The organism is Staphylococcus sp. FW104-15G4D, from assembly GCF_058790135.1.
Map to the genome: position 1 here is coordinate 29501 of NZ_JBYTCH010000003.1, position 22822 is coordinate 52322.

Consider the following 22822-nt stretch of genomic DNA (forward strand, 5'->3'; position numbering starts at 1 on the left):
TTTATCACACTAATTAACAATTACCAATCTTTCCAGCTATTATTTTCATCAATACTAGCAAGTCTGACCCAACGATGATCAACTTTACGACGAAAATGATCATTTTCATTTAGCAGGCGTTGAATATGCGCATCAGGCGCTTGGATAACTACAAGGAGGCGTATTGGCGAATGATACATCTCATTATCTCCTGCCATTACTGATTGCCATGGCAGACCATACATTAGATCACTTGAGTTCCCTTGCATCACACCTACACCTGAAGTCACAGATTGTGTCGTTTTATTACCACTACCATAAAAGTGTGGTGCCACTGTAGACGCATAATATTGTAAGTTAATCCATTGAGCAACAAGAGCAGGGCCCGAGATAATCGTGTTTAAAATTTGGCCATCTTCATCTTTCGCCCAATCATAATTGTGTAAGAATGCTCGCCCCTCTAGATCACTATTCTCAGTAATTTCACGTTTACCAATTATAAATTCTGCATTTTTAGCTAATCCCCATTCAGGTCGAACTTCACTCCAATCACTTGCATAACGATGCGCTTCACCAATAGGATCCTTGTGATGTTCATCAATACTCGGTAATTCACCTAGACGTTCTAAATTAGCTTTATAGCTTACCTTAGGCATTGCTGCTTCTAATTGATTAAAAGCATGTTGTGCGGCTTCACTTAAGTGTGGCATGTAAATGTACTCTAAATGATCTACTGATGTTTTATGTTCTGCAGCTATAAAAACAGTGTCCTCAGGAATGTGAATTCCTTCTTGGGCTAACCCTTCTCTTACAGATGGCATATTACACATGGTAGCTAATAATTTAGCGTTAAATCCGCTCGATGCCCCCCCACAAGCGCCACACTCTAATGTGGCATGATAAGGATTATTATGAGACCCACTACCATGACCGCCTAAAACTACAAGTGGTGCAAAGTCTTTTGTTAAATCCATTAATTGTAAAGCATTTTTAGAAAATTGAACTTGCTCTTCCTCAGTAAACCCTATCGGTAATTCAGAGTATTGACCGTGTTCCCTTTCAATTGTTAATTTGGCATCAGGTTTACGAAGCCATTTTTTTGTAAGACGATTCACAAATTGATGTGCTTTCTTCGGTAAAATGGTATTAGCAATAGTATTAATACTGAGAAATGGCCCACTTAGTTCGGGTAATAATAGACTAGGTAATACATTATGCTTCATTAGTTTAAATGTATAAAACATCGAAGTTAAAGAACGTTGTTGTTGATTATACATATTTAACTCTTGTCGATCAGCATATTCCTTAATTTTATATGCAGGTTCTACCATGACTGGTAATGAATTATGCGTAAATTGCTCATCTAGCACTTCTTTTTGAATAGGTAAACCAAAGAATCCTGCTATACCTATCGTTTCGAAAGGACCTTCACTCTCTAAATGACGTCTAAACGGTTCAGAACGTACATCAATACAGAATGCTAGTTGTACTTGTGTTCTTTGTTTATCATGTATCTTACGTGGTGAATCATAGATTTTTTCAACTAATTCATTTTCATGCGTTTCTTCCCACGCATAAAGCCACAGTTTCTGGAAATATGCCGGACTAAAAGTTTCTACTAATTTTAAATAATCACTCTGTTTAGACGCCGGTAACTCTAACCATTCACTTACAGACATGTTGCTGTGATAAAGTAACGTATGAACTTGCTCCAAACCTTTTTTTATATGAAAAGGCAGTCCATTAGAGGTATCAAATTGACTATTAATCAGCAATGCTTCCATAGACAAGCGTATAGCTACATATTCAGTAAGTAAGTCTTTTTCAAATTCATTTTTTTCTGCACGGTAATACATCATTCCAGCCCAACCAGGTAATGATAATAAATGACTTTCTACATATGCTTGCTGGTTTTCTTCCTTAATGTTCAAATATTTAAAAGCTTGATAAATCGCTTCATTGACATCATGAGATAGCATTTTAATTTTTTGACGTTGTTCTTTCTGTAACATTGGGTCGTGTTGTGCTAAGTGTAACCATGCTGTATAAAAACCTTTATCACGTTGTGGCATTGTCCAACTTGATTGAAAATCGTCTAAATATAATTTTGACCATTTAATCATGTGTGCGTCTAAAATATCGATAAGTTTTTCTCCGTTTGAACTAAGACGGTCAGCACTCTTAGCTCTAACACGTGTTTGACTCACAGAATCTTTAAAATGATCTTTCACCCATTTTTCTAATTTTGTTTGATCATTTTCATTAAAATATTCCTCATCAATGTGAGATAAATGTTTAGCATTATCCATATATGCGTGAACTTCATTTTCAGAGAGAGGCGTATCAAAAGCGTTTATATCTTCTTGAAGAACGTCTTCAAACACCTTCTTATCAATCTCTCCGTTTTTAATTCCTGCATGAATAGAAGCATGGTTAGGATACATATCAATATCTCTTACCTCTCTAATCCACTTTGCAACTTGATCAAAGGTACGATCTTCTAAACTTTCCCATGGATTGCGTGCAGCAAATATAGAAATAGGTGATAAGGGTGTAATGACACGTTTTGCACGTGATACCAATTCATTCATATCTTGTTGATATTGAGTCATAACCTTTCTCTCCTCTTTTATAAGTATTTCTTCAGATAAGTTGGGTGACTTTCGATTGATTTCGTCTTGGCTTCACCTAATTTAACCAGCCACAAATACAAAACAGCAAACGCTTTTGAATCTCTCTGACGTGCAACCCAAATACTAAGAACGCTTCCAAACACTAAAATTAAAATACCAATGATCACACTCATTAATGGTGGATGAGCAACATTCATATAAACATGACTTAATGTATTGTAGAAATAATGATGTGTAACAATATAAACAAGAGCAACAATAACAATCATTATAATACCTATCACTCTACCGATTAGTCCTCTACTAAATGCTACCATTTGATTCCATGATACCATTAGCGACCACGCCAATATTAAAGCACTTAAAATTTCATATGCACTACGGTCACTACCTAACCAAAATAAAATAGCAATAATAATTGCTAAGCAACGACCTAATACTACCCAACTATAAGAACGCTTAGCGCTAGGTGGTGTTGGTATATTAAATCGTTTCACAACCGAACCTGATTGTAAGAATAGCGTTGCTTTAAATACACCATGTAAAATTAAATGAATAATCGCTGCTGAGTAAACTCCTAAGGCACATTGAACAAGCATAAAGCCCATTTGGCTCATCGTAGAACCAACTAATTGTCTTTTATAATCCACATGTACCAAGCTGATGCCAGACCCTAGTAATACAGAAATACTTGCGATAATTAACAAGATAGTAATTGCTAATGGGTCATTAAAGACAGGTGAAAACCGTGTTAGTATTATGCCTCCCGCATTCACAATGCCCGCGTGCATAATCGCAGAAACAGGCGTAGGTGCAGCTACTGATTCAATTAACCAACTTTGGAATGGAAATTGAGCAGCAGGTACGATTACTGCTAAAACGATGAGCATATCAATGATGAATCTCATACCACTAGTTATTACGTCATCGTTTGCTAAAGTGACATTAATATGCCAGTTTCCTGTAGCTACATATAATAAGATGACAGCAACAAGTAATGAGAGCCATCCCAAAGCAAATGACTTTCCAGATACTTTAGCCGCCTCGTAAGGTATCTTCCAAGAACGATTTACTCTTATAAGTAGTGTTAAAGAAAGTAACGTTGCTCCCCAAAATAAAACCATCAACCTTAAATCTCCACTCAACCATGCAATAGACGCAAAAGATGTGATTAACGTAAATAGAGGAAAATACTTACGATAATTACGATCACCTATTAAATAACGAACTGAGAACTTTTGAATAATAAAACCTAAAATAAGTATGAAACTTCCCATTAACCACGCGAGATGATCCATTGTAAAAGGCCCAATTTGTTCTCTATCACTAACATTCAATAGTCCTATAACACTAATAATAATTGGTAGAACAATGAGATAAAGGTGTATTTTAATGTATTTAATTGGTGCTGATGGAATGAGAAATACTAATCCACTCAGTATAGCAATGACAAGTGTTATAAAAAATACTATTAAAATGATGCTCATACTTAACATTGCACGTACCCCCACTTTTCAAAAATGACTTCTATTTCACTTAATTTCCATAATAAAAAAGCCTACAATAGTTAATCCCTTCACCACCATTGAATACAATGATGGTTTAAAAGAATTTATAACTACTGTAGGCTTCAATTCAACTCAAGTATATATAGAGTAAACATGTTAATCAATTAAACATGTACTATTATTAACTTTATTTAAATAAGCTGCCTATATATCATTTATAGCAAAGTAAAAACTCTTTCTTCTTCATCAATTTGGATGTCGAAATCCATAATCGCTAAAGTAAGACTTAGCTGTTACTTTTGCGCACATTAGTATAAATGTAATTCATTTTAATACTAATGTCAATTTAAATTGGCTTGTCACACCAATTTTTCTACCTAAAATAAGGTTAAATTGTGAAGTGAAGAACAAGCTCAAAATATGAATGTAAAGGTTTTGTAAAGGTTTACACTACTTAACTACATCTAGGAATAATTGTGTGTAACTTAATGACCTAAAAATTTCACTTAGGCTATTTAATAAACGAGTTAGGGAATATCACACCCAAAACATCACTTTCTCGTTAAACTATACATATCAACTAAGCAAAGGAGGTAATTTTAATGAGTGATATCATCAATCAAATCGTTAAAGTTGTCAAAGGCTTAATTGAAAAATTCACTAACAAATAAGTTTATTGATTCATTTAGCTATTACTCATAGCTTATGAATATTCAATAAAAATTCTCTAACATACAATGTTGTGAAGGGAGGCAACAAACATGGGTATCGTTACAACTATCATCGAAATCGTTAAAACTATCGTAGACTTAGTTAAAAAATTCAAAAAATAGTCTATAATTTTTATCCAAACCACTACCTAATAAGGTAGTGGTTTTTTTATTTGCAAATCACTTACTACTTGAATAATAGATCTCCCCACTATCTAATCGCCCTTTCTTTTTGTTTATTTATATTAAAAATTAAAATAACTATTGTAATAAACATATTTATACATATAATAGAATATACAGCATGAAATTTGCTAACTCTTAACTATGATTTCAATGCTAAAAATTTAATTATTACTACGACATCGAAAGGAACGACATACATGAGAAATCTATCAATTTTAGATATTTTATCAATCTTATTCACACTAATTAGCGTGTTTATTTGCTATACAACAATGTTCACTAATCTATATAACGAAAGTGGATTTAGTTTTTGGTATTTCCCAGGTGCAACATTTTTCGTTATATCTATCATTGTTAACATTTTAGGAATGTTTAGAAATAATAAATCACTTAATATTTCTCTATTCTTCGTTAACTTTTTTGTGTTACTCATTTTCACTACGCCATTCGCTATTGTCTAATTAGATCATTTATTTTCATTAACAAAGGGAGAGCTAATTATGAAAATATCTCAAATCATTAAAACTGTTATTGCTGGTACACTGATTTCAACATCCACTATTACATTTAGTTTGTACCACAGTGAAAAAGCTAAAGCTGAAGTTGATCATTATTATCGAGACGGGTTTCAGTATCCAACATATGTTACAGCTTTGAATAAAGCTAAAAAAATCAGTAATAAGAAACTTAGTATCTCGCATTACACAACTACTAAACAAAGTAAATTAAAAGCAATTGGTAGAGTATCTAATAAGAATGGCTGGAAAAAAGGAAGCAACGACCCAAAAGTAAGAAAACAAGATTCAATGGGAACAGGAACAGTGATAGGTTCGCATACATTTATTACGAATGCCCATGTCATTGATGACAGATATGGTAAAGCTGCAGCTGCTAAATACATTTCATTCGATATGAATCGAGATGGCAAGTCTATCCCATATCATTTTCATGCCTCAAAGGTGATTAAAGTACCTCAAAGCGATATTGCGGTAGTACATACTAAAGAAAAAATGGGCAAGTATGTTAAACCTATACGAATCGCTACGGACAAAGAAATTAAAAGTTTAAAATTCAACTCGACACTTTACTCATTAGGTTATCCATGGCAACATAATGATAATACTAAGGCATATTTTAATCGTTTACGCTTTGTACAATTTTCTGGAAATGGTTCAGAAATACTAACAAAAGATATTTTCAGATCAGGCGCTTCAGGTTCACCGATGTTAGATTCCAAATTCAGCAAAATTTATGGCTTGAGAACATATGGATATAATTTAGATGGAAAATCAACAGACCAATATGCGAAACAAGAAATGGCTGGTGGCGAATCATTTAAAGGTTCGGCAGGTCAATTTGTTAGAAAGAATATTAAATAAATTAAAACAGGTTATTGCAGGAGTGCTTAATTACATTCACTTTTACAATAACCTGTATTTTTAATGTATTTTTCACGTGGAACAATCACTTATTTTCTTGAAACTCAAGACTCTAAGTTCACCCAGAATAGTAAATGATACGCATCAACTCCTCACTACATTCTTTTATCATATTTCCATTGATAAGGATCGTAAAGTAATCGCCAATCTTGATTAATTTCTGAAGTATTTATTAAACAAGCATCTAGCTGTCTAGTTATTTCCTCTTGGTCTAAGTCAGTTCCTATAACAACAAATTGCGTATGACGATCCCCATATTCTAAATCCCATTCAGCAGCTACTTCCGCACGTGCTTGAAGTATTTCTTTCTGCTTTTGTTCAGGCATGGTAGCAACCCAATATGTTACAGGATGAACATCACATGACGAGCCTGCTTGCGACAATAAACAAGCTACACTATTATGTTGTGCAAACCAAACGATTCCCTTTGCTCTCACGATATTGCTAGGTAAATGATCGAACCAATCTTTAAAACGTTCTGCGTTAAATGGGAGTTTTCTGCGATAAACAAATGATGAAATTCCATACTCCTCTGTTTCAGGCGTATGATGTTCATGACCACCTTCTGTAAGCTCTTTGATCCATCCCGCAGACTCACTTGCCTTCTCAAAGTCAAATAACTGTGTATTTAATACTTCTGATAAATCAACTTCTGAATTTACTGTTTTAATCATCTTTGCTTCAGGTTGTAACGCTCTAAGAGTCTGTTCTAAACGACCTAATGCCTCTTTACTTACTAAATCAGTTTTATTGATAATCATCACATCACAGAATTCAACCTGGTCAATCAGTAAATCTGCTATTGTGCGTTCATCAGCATCCCCTATACTTTCATCTCTATCAGCTAATAAATCTTCAGATTGTATATCGTTAACAAAACGATTCGCATCCACTACAGTTACCATAGTATCTAACCTACATAAAGCGGTTAAATCAATCCCCAATTCTTCATCTATATAGGAAAATGTTTGCGCAACCGGTACAGGTTCTGAAATTCCTGTAGACTCAATGACAATTTGGTCAATACCGCCCTTTTTAACTAAACGTTCAACTTCTTTAAGTAAATCATCTCTTAAAGTACAACAGATACACCCATTTGATAGTTCGACAAGTTTTTCATCCGTTCTAGATAACCCTCCGCCTTGAGCGACTAAGTCTTTATCAATATTGACCTCACTCATATCATTGACTATGACAGCAATTCGACGCCCCTCTCTATTTTTAAGAATATGATTAAGCAATGTTGTCTTTCCAGCACCTAAATATCCACTTAGCACTGTCACTGGTATCTTAGCCATTCATATAACCTCTCTTTATGTAAATAGTAATTATTACGTTTTACATTTTATAGAAAGTTGGTTTAAGTATCAACCTATTCTTTTGAAAATGAGTTTAGCAATAGCACAAATAAAAAAAGTTAGTTAAAAACGTTTCTCGTTTTTAACTAACCCATAACGAATTGTTTAATTTTAAAATGTGCCATTAATGAAGTAATTTAATACCCATGTAATACCATTTAGGCGGTCTTTAACTTCAGCATGATACGCATTAAAGAACGTCTTCTCTAATTTCACTTTAATTTGACCACCGTCATCTACTAATCGTTGATACACACGTTCCAATTCTTCTTGCGAATCACATTCGATAATGAGGTGAGGATTTTTAGAAATCGGATGTTTATGGAAAGTATCTGCGAAATGAACAAAAGTACTCTCTCCAATAATCAATTGGGCATGATACGTTTTACCATCTTTACCCATCAGAATTTCAGTATTTGCCTGAAATACATCTTTATAATAACTTAATGATTTATCTACGTCTTTTACATAAATAAATGGACTGACAGTCTTCATATACCCCTCCATAATTTTAGTCTTAAAGTTTGTTTAACAAATATATATTAAACTTTCGAAAATTTCAAAAATCTTAATGTTTAATTTTTTACGTTGTACTACAATTCAATACAACAAAGCCACTCCTTAATGGAGTGGCAATTTATTTAAAACTTAGGTCCACCATGTACTAGAATACTTCTTAAGAAGTCGAAGACTTTTTTCGCGAATTGAATTAAATCACTCATGAAATTCATCTCCTCTCAATTATTTCTTTACATTATTATTATAAAACCTTTAAGATATAATGAATAAATTTTGCTTAACTGACAGACTTGAATACTTAGACGTTGAAATCATCACAATATATAACATTTAAAATCTATATTTATACACTTATGAATTTAAATATACAATGCCGATTTTGATTATTATGCAATTTTATTACTTTTATAGAAAAATAATATACTGAAAGAGGTTATGATTGATAACAATCCGAATATTATCCAACCTTGCTGAATAATGTCTAAACACACACCACCTATGATTGGCGCTAACAAAGCTCCCAGGTTTTGCAAACCAGCTAACGAATAATATGTCCCTTTAAAATTATCATTAGATAATGCATCAATGCGTATATCCATCATTGTAAAAACCAACATTTCGCCTAAAGTAAACACGACCATTGATATACATTTTAAGATAACATCATCAATTATCCCTAGAGCAAATAAACTCATAGGTAATAAGATGGCCCCCGTAATCATTGCTGTTTTAATGGATGCGCGTTTGCTAAAGACATAAACGAAGAATTGACATGTGATAACAGTAATTCCATTTACTGAAAGTAACAACGCAAATAACTTTGAGGCATTAAGATTTTTATAATATATAGCAAAATATTGGGGTAATATGCTAGTCATAACGGTATAACCAAACACGAACAGGATCAATCCAATGATTAAATATGAATATGCTCTATCATCACGAAATGTAGTATACATACGACTAATATCAACTTTCAAAGTATTATTTTTATTTTGTAAATCTATTTTAAGTACGTAAAATGCATATATAAACGCATTGAAATTGATACAATAAGCCATAAAAATGATGTAACAAATAATATGTACACCTAAGAATTGTAATTGTACTGACACCAATGGAGCTAATGTAGCTGAAATGTTAACAAGATAATAGCGTATATTAAATACAAATTCCTTATACATTTTATCAGTGGATAACGCCAAAATTGTTTTATATGTCGGCGAAAGAAGACTACTTCCAATACTATTAACTAAAGCAAATATAACGAAAAATAGACATTTACTGATTAGAGGGAAACATAGGAAACTCATTGCCGATAGAAATAAACCAACAAAAATAATGACTTTTTTATCGATTTTGTCTATAAAAGGCGCCGCTATAAAACTCATAAATAGAGATGTAATCGCAAATGTCGAAACTACCAAACCTATTTCTAAACCACTTAAATGATAATTTTGAGCTAAATAAATAGATAAAAAAGGTATAATCAGAAAATAGCTAAATCTTTCAAGAAATGTAGCTAAAAATAATATATATGTGATTTCAGGTAAATTTTTCAATAAAAACTCCTTTATTCTATTGATGATGTTCCCATATAACATTTTTTTCATACCATTCATTGACAATATTAATTCTAGAAATAAGTTCATTTTCACTGTTGCCTTCTATTACAACAGATATGATATGATCAACACTTAATTGCGCATCGTTATATGTTTTATTTTTTTTAGCAAAAATTTTAGTCGCTACTACCCAGTCAAAATCTAAATTTTTCTTAATTCCTTTATAGACGCCACGTTGAGGTGGAATCAAAACAAAACCAGAGTATCGTTCAACTGGTTCTTGTGGAATTGAAATAGTATGTTCCTCAAACATTTGCAAATATAAACTTTCTTTATTTAAGTGTATATACGTCGAATTTTGAATCACTTTTCCTATTTCTGCGCCTCCAGTTCTACTGCCTATTTCACAAAAATAAACTTCGCCACTGTTAGTTACGAAAAATTCAGCATGAAATGAGCCGTTTGGAAAGCTAGGTAATATATCTATGACTTTTTCAGCTTGTGCTTTTAAAATTTTATTGATCGAATTTTTTTCTTCAATCATAAAACTCGATAAAGGTTGATTTTCTTGAAATTCTAAACAGCCTTTATAGTATTTAGAAACATAAGAAACGATGACTTCATGATTTTGAATTAATCCATCAACATGATACATTTCTCCATTGATAAATTCTTCGATTTCATAATTATTTATATTTAGATTTTTTTCAAAAAAGGCGTCTATGTCTTGTTGATTCTTAATAATATATACATCCATGGATCCTGAACCATAGATTGGTTTTAAAACCACAGGATAGCTCGTTTGTTGAATAAACTTTTCAACTTGTGTTTTAGAAATTACTTTTTCAAATTTAGGAATATTTACAGATGAATCATATAGTAATTGTTTCATCAATATTTTATTTCTATATGATTCCGCACTCATCAATAACTGACCGGGACAATGTAGTATCTCTCTTAACCGCGCACTCCGTACAACGTCAAATTCCGATATGGATAATACATTTGTGATATTGTACTTTTTGCTTAGCTGTATCGCTTTAGTTTCAACCTCCACGTTATCCATGTAATTTTCAAATGCTTCAATTAATAAAAAATGCTGTGAATTGAATGTATGTTCTTTTTCTACTGGACAAAAAAGAATAATATTTTCTTTAGCATTAGGAAACCATAAATCGTAAGGCGTTTTGTTTCCATCGGTACTAGACAATATAATTACAGTCATTGTATCTCAACCTTTATAAACGATTCGATTTCATCGATAGTATTTTCAATATCTTCAGTGCTTTCTCCTTCTAAAATAATATTTGCAATGAAGCAACTAGAGAAATGTTGTGGTGGCATAATGACTTCATCGCCTTCTTCTTTCAAAGGTATGACGGCAATGACTCCGGGAATTTCCATAATAAAATCTAGACCTGCAATTTTTTTGAACAGTCCACTTTGATGTGCACGTATACTATAAAAGCATAATTTTTTATTACCATTTTCATAATCTGGCCAGCTATCTTTAACATTATTTCCAATAGCAACATCAATGATTTTTTCGATAAATGAGTGACCCGAAGAGAGTCTAATAAGATGCGACGTTATGAAGCCACCAGCTGGTCTCGCTGCAATCTCTATCACTTTAAAACCAGATTCCGTCAACCGACCTTCTAAATGAAATGCACAGTGATCAATTTTTAAACTTTGAATCGCTAATTTCGTTTTCTTTTTAATTTCATCTTTCACCTTTTCAGGCTTATCAGAAGGGAAAAATGCAATATATTCTAAAGAAAATTTAGGTGTTACCCTTTTATCAGTAATTCCAGCAATAAATACTTCTTTATTTTGCACAACACCTTCGACAGAGAACTCTTCTCCTTCAATGTATTCTTCATAAATATACAGATTAGGGTAGTAACTATAAACCTTATCTTTATTTGGGGAGGTAGAATCCAATAATAAATTAAAAGTATCTTCCAAATGTGCTTTACTTTCAATTTTAAAAATACCTTTGCTACCAGAGGCACCAACTGGTTTTAATATACCTGGCATTCCAATATTAGCTACTGCCTCTTTTAAATCATTCAAGCTTTTAACCTCTTGAAAATTTGGGCAAAGCCCCTTAACACTCGACATAGCTTGTCTCATAAAATATTTATTTCTCACATTTTGTACTATTTCTGGATTAATACCAGGCAAACCCAATTCTTTGTTTAAAAATGACACAAGCTCTACATCTTTATCTGACCAAGTAAAAACACCACTAATTTTTATATTTTTGTTGTATTCAATAACTGTATTAATCGTTTTTTGAATATCATAAGAATCTATAATAATTAATTCATCTACTAATTTTCCGATTAACTTAGGATTTTTATCTGCCATTAAGACAACACGATACCCTAAATTTTTAGCTTCTATAATAGGTTGAACTCTTTCTACCTTATGGCTTCTTATATTTATAAACAATAAGGTTTCCATATCCTAACCACCCACTTTATCTTTAGTATATTTATTTTGGTACCATTCTCTACTATAAATATTGATATTTATTTCTTTCTTGGTTTTTTTACATATATCAAACCAAGATTGAAATAATGACTTCAATATTTCTTTATAATATATAGCGATGACTAGGTCATTCTTACTGTAATCACTTCCGCTTTGCTTCATTAATCTTAGATCAAAAAATGCGTTATATATTGTTGCCCCATTTTCAATAAATCCCGGACAACGTATGGCATGTTTAACTTTAGCGAACACATGTCCTTTATGATGCTGATCACTCCACATAGTTATGTCAGCCATAACAGGTGGAAAATAAAAATGACGAGTGATCCTTGTTTGATTATTCAAAAAATTTCCCGGGGTATAATGCCAACTGTTATATTCCATTCTTTTACTTATAGCGGTAAGTATTCCTGCTAATATTTTAGAATTATCTTGAAATGCATCTTTCATGAGTGAACTTGGGATAACACAACAAAAATATTGATTTTGTCCCCAGTTAAAAATTTCTTCTAACTTATCTTTTTGATGGGCTTCATAAAATTTGAGTGGCGCTCTAAAACCTCTAGCCATACCTATATCGGATGAAGTTCGGTCAATTGCTTTATTGATAATCATATCCATAATTTTTTCAATCATTTGATATGGTTCTTTATCAATATTTTTCTCTATAATTTGGCAAAAATAATGATAATAATCTTTTTTGAATTTAATTGAGGTAAATTTTTCTAAATCAGTTTTTAAGCTACCGTCATTTAGTTTAGCTAGTTCGCTTTTATCGATATATCTTTCCTCTTTATGTAAATTCAGACCATTGATATACCTGTAGATTAAATAGCTATTTTCAATTTCTTTTCTCAACGAATATATACGTGCCACTTGTTTTTCTAGGCTAAGACTACTATTCGTCTCTCTTTTCAAAATATGACTATATTCTTTGATTTTTTCATTAAAATAATCTTTTAAAAATGACAGCGAGAAATGTATACCATTTACTTCCTCTCCACGTGAGGGAGGTCCAGATTTAAGTAATAGATACATATTAAAAACAAAAATTTTTTCTGCTTTATCCCATTTTTCAGCACTTTTATAGGGCAAATCATTTAATAAAAAGTCCTCTGTATCTCCATCGAATTCTTTTATCAAATTATTATAATTATAAAATGTACTAAAAGTTTTATCTTTAACATAAAGCAATATGGGTGCCATGTGATAGATATTAAACTTAATAAATTTTATTATTTCGTTAATCTCATCTTTGCTTTTACCTTTGAAAAAGTTCTTTACTTCTTTATTGTATATTTCTTCTTCTATCTCTAACGCTTTTCTTATCTTTTCATTTATGATTTTTATCACTTGTTCATTTACAACGAAGTAACCTAATACAAGTGCATAATCATCAAAAAAGTTATCCGCACCCAAGAGTATTCTTCCATATTCAGTTATACCGAAATAAATTCTATTTTCATCAACATTTTCTAACTCAGAGGTAAAAACGATTCTAGAATTATGTTCGGTTAAACATTGATAAATAGCATTTTGTTCTATATTGAGACTTTTCACTCCAACAGATTCAGCTATTTTCCCATCTAACGTAAAAAGCGTACGAATAATTGTAGATGGATTCTTTAAACGCTTAACTTTATTTTGAACTTCTAACAATAACTTGCCAAAACCATTTTTATTCATATTCATCACTCACCCTTTTCATTAAAAGGATGTTGCGATATTTTAATTGATTCTGTTGGACATCCCTCAAGTGCATTTTTCAAATGTTCAATTTCATTAGATGGCACCGATTCACATCCGCGGTTATTATCTAAGCACGCATATGCAATATCTTCTACATCATATTTAAATAAATTAGGAGCAGCTACTCCACAGGCAGCACATGAAATACAATTTTCTCTATCTACATAAGTATAATAGTTCATATAGAATCCCCCTTATATTCAATTCTCAATGTGCAAGTGGAAATATTGATATATTAATCATGATTTTCTAAAAGAATGATAGCTAGAAATACATTGCTTATACAAAAGATAATTTCTCTAAAATCATATTATTTTAATTTTATATAAATCCCCTTTTCCCACAATCCCAAAATAATTTTAACTTTTAGAGTGCAATTTTGCAATAAAGATGAAAATATAAATTAATAAAATAATAGAAGATAGCTTCATTAAACAAAAATATAGAAAGAAATACATATACTTTAAATATTTATGCAACAAAGTTTTTATTTTTTTATATTTCATAATACAAAGCAAATAAATAGTGGTAATAAACTTCAGAGTGGGTTTAAGTTAAATTGTTAAAACGGTAGGCTAATAGTTATAACTTAATAAATCATCATTTCTTTCCTTCTGTTTATTAAAGTGAATAACACACCAAAAAACCTTTAACCACAATGGCTAAAGGTTTAGAAATTCGTAATCATAACGTATTCAATATAAAAATAAATAGGCTAGAGACCCTATTGTTATGATGTCTCTAACCTACTTAGTATGATTATTTCATTATTTTCATTCAATCACGAACTTTATTTTACATAACATCATTTTCTTTTAAAGCAACTTTTTATCAGCTTTTGGAGATATAAATTATTAAATTCATGTTCTTACTCTTGCCCTTAGTTTTAAAAGTATGCTCTTTTTTACCTTTTTAATACCAATTTCCCAAAACTATTTAAAATAAGACAAATATATCGCTACACCAACCATAATTAAGGCAATAACTCCATTCATTAATAAATTCCATACTTCTTCCATTGTTCATTCTTTTATAATTCATATTGTATAGAAATGTGTTTACAGCAGAATATACAACTGTAAACACTAAGCCTAAAAGTATAGCAACATATATATTCATTATGATACCCCTTACTAATTTATTAACTATTTCACCATTGTATTAATAAGTCAAAAGCAAGTATTTTATATTAATTTTATAATCTATAGTCGCTTATTAAAAATAAAAAAGCCACTTATAATTGATGTTCAAAACGCAATATTTAAGTCGCTCACAATATTTATGATACCCTATATATAGAAGTGATTAATAATGTTTGCTATTCTCAATAGTATTCAATTACTTAAAAATCAAAATAAAAATTAAAAAGGAGATTTACATTTGAAAAAATTATTTGCCACTTTATTAACAAGCATATTAATTTTAGGAGCATGCAGCATGCACCATGATACTTCTAAGAATGATGAAGATAATAAATCAGATATGAAATCAAATGATCCTAAAAAAGAAAACAATGAAACTAAAGACAAGTCTATAAAAGAAAATAATAACGCAAAACAAAATAATGAGAAAAAAGTTTCTGAAAATAATTCATCTGTTTATCAACAACAAGCAAATCAACAACCTACTCAACAGGCTAATCAAAATCAAGAGGCTCAGTATCAACAATCACAAAACGAGAATAATCATCAAAATCAAAATGCACAACAACAAACTAGCACTAATCAAAACAACACTCAGTCACAAGAGGTTAATAATAATGATCAAAACGCTCAAAATGAAAATGTAAATTCAAATACAGGCTCTAATCAACAAAATCATATAGATTTAAAATCTATGCCCCCTGGTGATTTCCAAACAACGTGGATGACTAAAGAGGGTCAAAATCAAGTGAGCGACTTAACTATTCAAAAAGATAAAGGGCAAATTTCAAAAAGAGAATATTATGATCGCGTATCAAATATTATGAATAATGAAATGGATAATCAAAATAACTAGAAGTTGCGCCTCCATCCGTATTTTAAGGAAGGAAAATTTGGATATTGATAGAGGTTTTATATGACTGATTAAGAAAGGATTTTTTTATGAATTTTGTTATATACCCTTTATTATATGGCCTAGTTTGTGCGCCGCTGAAAGTATTAGATTTATGGTATGCAAAGAAAATAACTAAAACTCATACAAATGATTGGAGATTTAATCCTCATTTAATTTGGATTATGTTTATATTCGGGGCAATTATGGGAGTTATTCATGTTTTAATATTTAAATAATTATTCTTAATTGAGAGATAATCACATTATGGTTATCTCTATTTTTCACTCTTTATTAAGAGAAAAATTCCACACACTGCTCTTTTTCAGCCCTTTTCAATTTTAAAACCACAAAAACAACCCTCTAACCATTGCGGTTAAAGGGTTTTGTCATTTTTATATTCTATTCCCACTCAATTGTACTTGGGGGCTTAGAAGTAATGTCATAGACGACGCGGTTTACGTGGTCAACTTCATTTACAATACGACTCGAGATCTTTTGTAAGACTTCCCAATCAATACGAGCAAAGTCACTTGTCATTCCATCAATGGATGTCACTGCACGAATACCTACAGTGTGATCGTACGTACGATAGTCACCCATCACACCTACCGATTGAATGCCAGGTAAAACTGTGAAATATTGCCAGATATCTCTTTCAAGACCTTCTTCTCGCACAACTTCACGTAAAATTGCATCAGATTCGCGTACAATTTCTAATTTATCTTCAGTAATTTCTCCAAGTACACGAATACCTAAACCGGGACCTGGGAATGGCTGTCTCCAAACTAAGTGCTCTGGAATGCCTAATTCAATACCTAAAGCACGTACTTCGTCTTTAAATAACGTGTTAATCGGTTCGATAAGCTCAAATTCCATATCTTCAGGTAACCCACCTACGTTATGGTGAGATTTGATTGTTTGAGCCGTTTTAGTACCAGACTCAATCACATCAGTATAAAGCGTACCTTGAGCTAAGAAATCTACATCCGTTAATTTAGCCGCTTCATCGTCGAAAACATAAACAAACTCATTACCTATAATTTTACGTTTTTGTTCTGGATCAGACACGCCTTTTAACTTGTCCATAAAACGGTCTTGCGCATTAACACGAATAATATTCATATCAAAGCCTTCACCGAATTGCTCCATGACCATATCGCCTTCACCTTTTCGAAGTAAACCATGGTCAACAAATATACAAGTTAATTGATCGCCGATTGCTTTATGTAACAACACTGCTACCACTGATGAATCTACGCCACCACTCATAGCACATAAAACTTTACGGTCGCCAACTTGTTCACGAATCTTCTCTATTTCAATTTCAATGAAATTCTCCATTGTCCACTCGCCTGTACAATTACAAACGCGACGTACGAAGTTTCTTAATAAGTCATTACCATATTCAGTATGACGTACTTCTGGATGGAACTGAACGCCATAAATACGACGTGACTTATCTTCAATCGCAGCATAGTTTGTACTAGGACTATCTGCAATCACTTCAAACCCTTCAGGAATCTCAATGACTTTATCAGAGTGGCTCATCCATACAGTTTGTTCTGAAGGTAGTCCAAAGAATAACTCATCAGATTTAGCGTTGATAATAGCCTTTCCATATTCACGCTCGTTTGCACGCTCTACCTTACCACCTAGAAGTTTTGTCGTTAATTGCATTCCGTAGCAAATACCTAATACAGGGATACCTAAATTATATATTTCAGGATCAATTGTAAATGAACCTTCTTCATATACAGAATTAGGACCACCCGAAAGTATAATTCCTTTAGGATTCATTCGTTTGATTTCTTCAATTGAAATCTCATGATCATGTAATTCACTGTAGACGCCCATTTCACGAATACGTCGTGTAATTAATTGATTGTATTGGCTACCAAAGTCTAAGACAAGAATTAATTCTTGCTCTTTCGCCATCTCCATAATTGCGAATCTCCTTTATTATTGTGATTTTTATGTATAAAACTTAGAGAAACGCTCCTCCCAGTGCTATACTTCGCTATCATTTTTCATCCGATTATCCGAAAAAGAATTTCAAGCTAACATATAACATAGTCATGAAGAGCGATCTCTAAAATAATGAATGTATTTCAATTCCTAATTAGAAAGAATAATTTGGTGATTCTTTAGTAATTTGAACGTTATGAGGGTGACTTTCCGCTAAACCAGCAGGTCCCATGCGAGTAAATTGGGCTTCTTCACGTAGAGCTTTAAGGTCTTTCGAACCAGTATAACCCATACCTGCTCTTACACCGCCCATAAGTTGATAAACAGTGTCTTGTAAAGGACCTTTGTATGCTGTACGTCCTTCAATACCTTCTGGAACAAATTTTCTAGGAGCTTTATCTTCTTGGAAGTAACGGTCGTTTGAACCTTTTTCCATAGCACCTAATGAGCCCATACCACGATAAACTTTATATTGTCTTCCTTGGAATACTTCAGTAGCACCTGGGCTTTCTTCAGTACCAGCTAATAAGCTACCTAACATAACGGCATGTCCACCTGCTGCTAATGCTTTGATAATATCTCCTGAGAATTTAATACCACCATCGGCAATAATAGCTTTGCCATGTTTACGTGCTTCAGTCGCACAATCATATACAGCAGTAATTTGAGGAACACCAACACCTGCTACAACACGTGTCGTACAAATAGAACCAGGTCCAATACCTACTTTAACAACGTCAGCGCCTGCTTCAAATAACGCACGTGTAGCTTCAGCAGTGGCAACGTTACCAGCTACAACAGTTACCTCAGGATACGTTTCTTTAATGTGTTTAACTTGATCGATAACACCTTTCGAATGACCGTGAGCTGTATCAATGATTAATGCATCGACACCCGCTTCAACAAGTTTTTGAGCGCGGATTTCAGTATCTTTAGACGTACCGATAGCAGCTGCTGCTAATAATCTACCGTATTCATCCTTAGCAGCATGTGGGAATTCAAGTACTTTTTCAATATCTTTAATTGTAATTAAACCTTTCAATTTACCATTTTCTAATAAAGGTAGCTTTTCAATTTTGTGTTCTTGTAAAATTGCTTCTGCTTCATCTAAAGTTGTACCTACTGGAGCTGTGATTAAACCTTCTTTCGTCATCACATCTGAAATTTTAATTGAGAAATCTTCAATAAAACGTAGATCACGGTTAGTAATGATGCCTACTAAATTTCTGTCAGAGTCGTTATCAACAATTGGAACACCTGAAATGCGATATTTACCCATTAAAGCTTCTGCTTCGTAAACACTTTCATCAGGAGTTAGGAAGAAAGGATTAGAGATGACACCATTTTCAGAACGTTTTACTTTTTGTACTTCATCAGCTTGTTCTTCAATGCCCATATTTTTATGAATAACACCTAATCCACCTTGGCGTGCCATTGCAATTGCCATTTTTGATTCTGTTACTGTATCCATACCTGCAGAAATTACTGGAATGTTTAATTTAATTTTATCTGATAATTCAACGCTTAAATCTACGTCACTTGGTAAAACATTTGACTCAGCTGGAATGAGTAATACATCGTCGAATGTTAAAGATTCTTTAGCAAACTTATTTTCCCACATTTAAAAACCGCCTCCATTTTTATTTATAATTAGTTACATTATTTCACATTTTCATCACTTTGTTTATAGTTTATACCATTAAAAAAGAAATTTAAGATAATTGCCGAAATAGCACCCAATACAATTCCATTTTGAGTTAACCAAGCGAATTGATCTCCTAAGCTTTTGAACGCTTGGGGGACGGCACTAATACCTGTTCCTAAACCAACAGATACAGCAATGATTAATAGATTGTTTTGATTATTAAAGTTAATATTTCCTAAAATACTTACCCCATACGCCATTACCATTCCAAACATGGCAATCATAGCTCCCCCTAATACAGGGAGTGGGATAATATTCGCTAATGCACCTAACTTAGGAATACAACCACAAATGAGTAGTAAAATAACCATCCCATAAATAACGTTGTTCTTTTTCGCACCTGATAGTGACACAAGACCAACATTTTGTGAATAAGCAGTATATGGGAATGAATTAAATACAGATCCTAAGATGATGGCTAGACCTTCCGCAGTGTAACCCTTACGAAAATCTTTTCTCTCAAGTTTTTTACCAGTTATCTCACTAAGTGCGTGATAGACACCTGTGGATTCAATTAAACTTACGATTGCTACAATAAAGAAGACAAGTGTCGAACTTAGATCAAAGCCAAAACCTGAGAATCTAAATGGTAAAGGTAAGCCTACCCAGTGTGCATCTCCCACTTGTTTAATATCTACAAGGCCAAACACTGCTGCCAAGGCTGTACCTAGAACTAGACCTATTAAAATAGCTATCGATTTTAGGAAACCTTTAGTAAATCTTTGTAATACCAAGATGATAATTAAAGTCACGCCACCTAAAATTAGATTTTTAGGATCCCCATAATTTTTAGCACCTTCTCCACCTGCTAGATAATTCATTGCGACAGGCATAAGATTAATTCCAATTATTGTAACTACACTTCCTGTTACTACAGGTGGAAAGAATTTAACTAAATAGGAAAAGAATGGTGCAATAATAACAACTAAAATTCCTGATACAAATAATGAACCATAAAGTACTCCTAAACCTTTTGTCTGCCCAATTAAAATCATCGGAGCGACTGCTGTAAATGTACAGCCTAAAACAATAGGTAATCCTGTACCTGTTATTTTATTAGCTTGTAAAAATGTTGCTACACCACACATGAAAATATCAACTGTTACTAAATAAGCAATCTGTTCAGAGGAGAACTTCAAACTCGTACCGACTATAATAGGTACTAAGATTGCTCCAGCGTACATAGCTAAGAGATGTTGAAGACTTAAAATGAAATTTTTCATTATTGCTCACCTAAGAGCGTCACTTTATTACCTTTTAAAGAAGCTACTTTACATAGCGACGTTACATTTAGACCTTCGTTCTCAAGTCGTTGACGTCCGTCTTGGAAACTTTTTTCAACCACAATACCAATACCTACAGTTGTTGCTTTAGCTTGTTGCACGATATCATTAAGACCTAATGATGCGTCTCCATTTGCAAGGAAGTCATCAATAATAAGAACTTTGTCGCCCTCTCCAAGAAATTCTTCAGAGACAATAACTGTGCTTGTCTTGTTTTTAGTAAATGAATGAATCTCTGTGCTATAAAATCCATCTTTCAAAGTACTAGGTTTAGCTTTTTTTGCGAATAGACAAGGAACATCAAAATGGAATGCCGCCATAATAGCAGGGGCTATACCGGACGCTTCAATAGTTAAAATCTTTGTTATTCCTGCGTCTTTATACGCGTCATAAAATGTCTGACCTACTTCATTCATTAGCGTTGCATCAATTTGGTGGTTTAGAAATCCATCCACCTTTAAAATCTTCTCATCGATGACTACACCGTCTTCTTTGACTTTACGTCCTAACGACTCCACTCAAAAAACCTCCTCAAATAATTAATAATTTGAATAAATTAGATATAAAAAAATCCTCAAACTAAAATTTAATAGTTTCAGGATCTACGAGTGAACATGCAATACTTTGCATTAAAGCAAAAATAAGAAGAAGTTACGCAAAATTAGTCCTAAAAACGTTTATTAAAATTTGATAAAGCTTAATTACAATTGCGCTAAAGGTATTTATGTACAAATACTCACTTCATAGCTATAAGACATATCAAAAACGTTTTACTTTGTGTTGTTTTACGATCTAAACTGCTCTTAATGTATTGTATTGTTACTCATAGTCATGTCGTTTGAGGCGACACGGTAGAAACTTCTAAAGCCATATTCTCTAGATTATATGAGTCATATAAATTATTTAATGATAATAGCAAACTTTTTGTGTATTTTCAATATGGTTAGATGTAAGTTAATGATTGCAATATCAACAATTAATTGTGAAATCGCTTTAATTTTCAACTATTAATTCATATTGGAAAAACCTAAATCAAAATTATATAATTATATATGTAAAAGTTTTATATAAAAGGACAAGGGTATAACTTTGTAAAGCAAGTTTTAAGATGAAGGGGCGATAACCATGGCAGAAATTACTGTAGTAAATGACAAAAGTGAATTATATAATGTCATTAACCAAAAGAAATCTGAAGGCTATTTAGAAACTGAATTAGCAGTTATTAGTAAAAGTAAATTACACTTAGATGACCTACACAATTCTCAAATCTCTATGATTGCCACAAGTGGTTCATTTAGTGATCGCATGTCTCGTTTATTAACTGGCGAAGATGGTGAAGAGGCTGTTCTTTCTCGTTACAATTTAACTGAAGATGAATTAGAATCACATAAAAACGACATTTTAAATGACAAATTATTACTTGTAGCAAATCGTGATCGTTCTTCTCACGATGAAGTTGAAGAGAATAATTCAGCTTATGAAGAGATAGATATTACGCATTATGCTGCTGAATCAAAAGGTCCTAAATCATAAGTTCTTATAATTAGAACGTTTCAATTTACGTCACCACAATGTTTACGTTAAAAATCGTAGACCTTGTGGTGCTTTTTTATAAATAAATCACTCACAGGCAGTGAATAGAGCTTATAATTATCCTATAATAGAATAAATAAAATTTGATGGGGGC

The 22822-nt window shown here is 32.4% G+C and carries 19 protein-coding genes and 1 riboswitch; of the genes, 6 read left to right on the forward strand and 13 right to left on the reverse strand.

All coding sequences use genetic code 11. The annotated features are described in order from the left end of the window. Positions 1-20 precede the first annotated feature (20 nt). Both AC3WQX_RS09715 and AC3WQX_RS09720 read right to left on the reverse strand, forming a co-directional pair. Positions 21-2591 (reverse strand): DUF2309 domain-containing protein, encoded by a 2571-nt coding sequence (locus AC3WQX_RS09715; RefSeq protein ID WP_023349894.1) that lies wholly within the window; start codon positions 2589-2591, stop codon positions 21-23. Positions 2592-2608: 17 nt separating this feature from the next. Further along, positions 2609-4108: an NADH dehydrogenase subunit 5 gene (locus tag AC3WQX_RS09720; protein ID WP_023349895.1), complete on the reverse strand. Its 1500-nt coding sequence runs from the start codon at positions 4106-4108 to the stop codon at positions 2609-2611. 614 nt (positions 4109-4722) lie between these two features. On the opposite strand from AC3WQX_RS09720, the gene AC3WQX_RS09725 reads away from it, so the two are divergent. From AC3WQX_RS09725 to AC3WQX_RS09740, 4 genes are all read left to right on the forward strand, one after another. Beyond that, positions 4723-4791 carry an alpha-1/alpha-2 family phenol-soluble modulin gene (locus AC3WQX_RS09725; RefSeq protein ID WP_098905584.1) on the forward strand — a complete coding sequence of 23 codons (69 nt, stop codon included), beginning with the start codon at positions 4723-4725 and terminating at the stop codon, positions 4789-4791. Between the two features lie 90 nt (positions 4792-4881). Beyond that, positions 4882-4953 carry a PSM-delta family phenol-soluble modulin gene (locus AC3WQX_RS09730; protein ID WP_095323428.1) on the forward strand — a complete coding sequence of 24 codons (72 nt, stop codon included), beginning with the start codon at positions 4882-4884 and terminating at the stop codon, positions 4951-4953. Between the two features lie 260 nt (positions 4954-5213). After that, entirely contained in the window at positions 5214-5477 is a 264-nt protein-coding gene (locus AC3WQX_RS09735) for a hypothetical protein (RefSeq protein WP_023349896.1), read from the forward strand. Positions 5478-5516: 39 nt separating this feature from the next. Next, positions 5517-6395 (forward strand): trypsin-like serine peptidase, encoded by an 879-nt coding sequence (locus AC3WQX_RS09740; protein WP_492740105.1) that lies wholly within the window; start codon positions 5517-5519, stop codon positions 6393-6395. Between the two features lie 155 nt (positions 6396-6550). Here AC3WQX_RS09740 and AC3WQX_RS09745 read toward each other — a convergent pair whose 3' ends face one another. The 7 genes from AC3WQX_RS09745 to AC3WQX_RS09775 form a co-directional block, all read right to left on the reverse strand. Continuing rightward, a complete protein-coding gene (locus AC3WQX_RS09745) occupies positions 6551-7753 on the reverse strand; it encodes a GTP-binding protein (RefSeq protein ID WP_023349897.1) in 1203 nt (400 codons plus the stop codon). Between the two features lie 171 nt (positions 7754-7924). Next, a complete protein-coding gene (locus AC3WQX_RS09750; protein WP_002454466.1) occupies positions 7925-8308 on the reverse strand; it encodes a VOC family protein in 384 nt (127 codons plus the stop codon). A 410-nt stretch (positions 8309-8718) separates the two neighbouring features. Further along, positions 8719-9894 carry an MFS transporter gene (locus tag AC3WQX_RS09755; RefSeq protein ID WP_023349898.1) on the reverse strand — a complete coding sequence of 392 codons (1176 nt, stop codon included), beginning with the start codon at positions 9892-9894 and terminating at the stop codon, positions 8719-8721. Between the two features lie 16 nt (positions 9895-9910). Continuing rightward, a complete protein-coding gene (locus AC3WQX_RS09760) occupies positions 9911-11122 on the reverse strand; it encodes an ATP-grasp domain-containing protein (RefSeq protein ID WP_023349899.1) in 1212 nt (403 codons plus the stop codon). Next, the gene (locus AC3WQX_RS09765; RefSeq protein WP_023349900.1) at positions 11119-12366 is read right to left on the reverse strand and encodes an ATP-grasp domain-containing protein; all 1248 of its coding nucleotides are present in this window, start codon (positions 12364-12366) and stop codon (positions 11119-11121) included. Before AC3WQX_RS09765 ends, AC3WQX_RS09760 begins: the two co-directional genes overlap by 4 nt. Positions 12367-12369: 3 nt before the next feature. Then, the gene (locus AC3WQX_RS09770; protein WP_037560622.1) at positions 12370-14082 is read right to left on the reverse strand and encodes a hypothetical protein; all 1713 of its coding nucleotides are present in this window, start codon (positions 14080-14082) and stop codon (positions 12370-12372) included. A 5-nt stretch (positions 14083-14087) separates the two neighbouring features. Beyond that, a complete protein-coding gene (locus tag AC3WQX_RS09775; RefSeq protein WP_002434152.1) occupies positions 14088-14327 on the reverse strand; it encodes a ferredoxin in 240 nt (79 codons plus the stop codon). 1198 nt (positions 14328-15525) lie between these two features. Between AC3WQX_RS09775 and AC3WQX_RS09780 the strand changes: the two genes are divergently transcribed. After that, a complete protein-coding gene (locus tag AC3WQX_RS09780) occupies positions 15526-16143 on the forward strand; it encodes a hypothetical protein (RefSeq protein WP_023349903.1) in 618 nt (205 codons plus the stop codon). A 438-nt stretch (positions 16144-16581) separates the two neighbouring features. Here the strand turns inward: AC3WQX_RS09780 and guaA are convergent, their stop codons facing one another. From guaA to xpt, 4 genes are all read right to left on the reverse strand, one after another. Beyond that, the gene (guaA, locus tag AC3WQX_RS09785) at positions 16582-18123 is read right to left on the reverse strand and encodes a glutamine-hydrolyzing GMP synthase (protein WP_023349905.1); all 1542 of its coding nucleotides are present in this window, start codon (positions 18121-18123) and stop codon (positions 16582-16584) included. 178 nt (positions 18124-18301) lie between these two features. Further along, complete coding sequence (guaB, locus tag AC3WQX_RS09790; RefSeq protein ID WP_492740109.1) at positions 18302-19768, reverse strand: IMP dehydrogenase; 1467 nt, start codon at positions 19766-19768, stop codon at positions 18302-18304. A gap of 38 nt (positions 19769-19806) precedes the next feature. Beyond that, on the reverse strand, positions 19807-21075 hold the full coding sequence (pbuX, locus tag AC3WQX_RS09795; protein ID WP_030061278.1) for a xanthine permease PbuX: 1269 nt from the start codon (positions 21073-21075) through the stop codon (positions 19807-19809). Continuing rightward, positions 21075-21653: a xanthine phosphoribosyltransferase gene (gene xpt / locus AC3WQX_RS09800; RefSeq protein WP_002434618.1), complete on the reverse strand. Its 579-nt coding sequence runs from the start codon at positions 21651-21653 to the stop codon at positions 21075-21077. The genes pbuX and xpt overlap by 1 nt, the downstream gene beginning before the upstream one ends. 288 nt (positions 21654-21941) lie before the next feature. Next, positions 21942-22044: riboswitch (purine riboswitch) on the reverse strand. Positions 22045-22260: 216 nt separating this feature from the next. Here xpt and AC3WQX_RS09805 point away from each other — a divergent pair. Beyond that, positions 22261-22668 carry a YflT domain-containing protein gene (locus AC3WQX_RS09805; RefSeq protein ID WP_002434071.1) on the forward strand — a complete coding sequence of 136 codons (408 nt, stop codon included), beginning with the start codon at positions 22261-22263 and terminating at the stop codon, positions 22666-22668. Positions 22669-22822 lie beyond the last annotated feature (154 nt).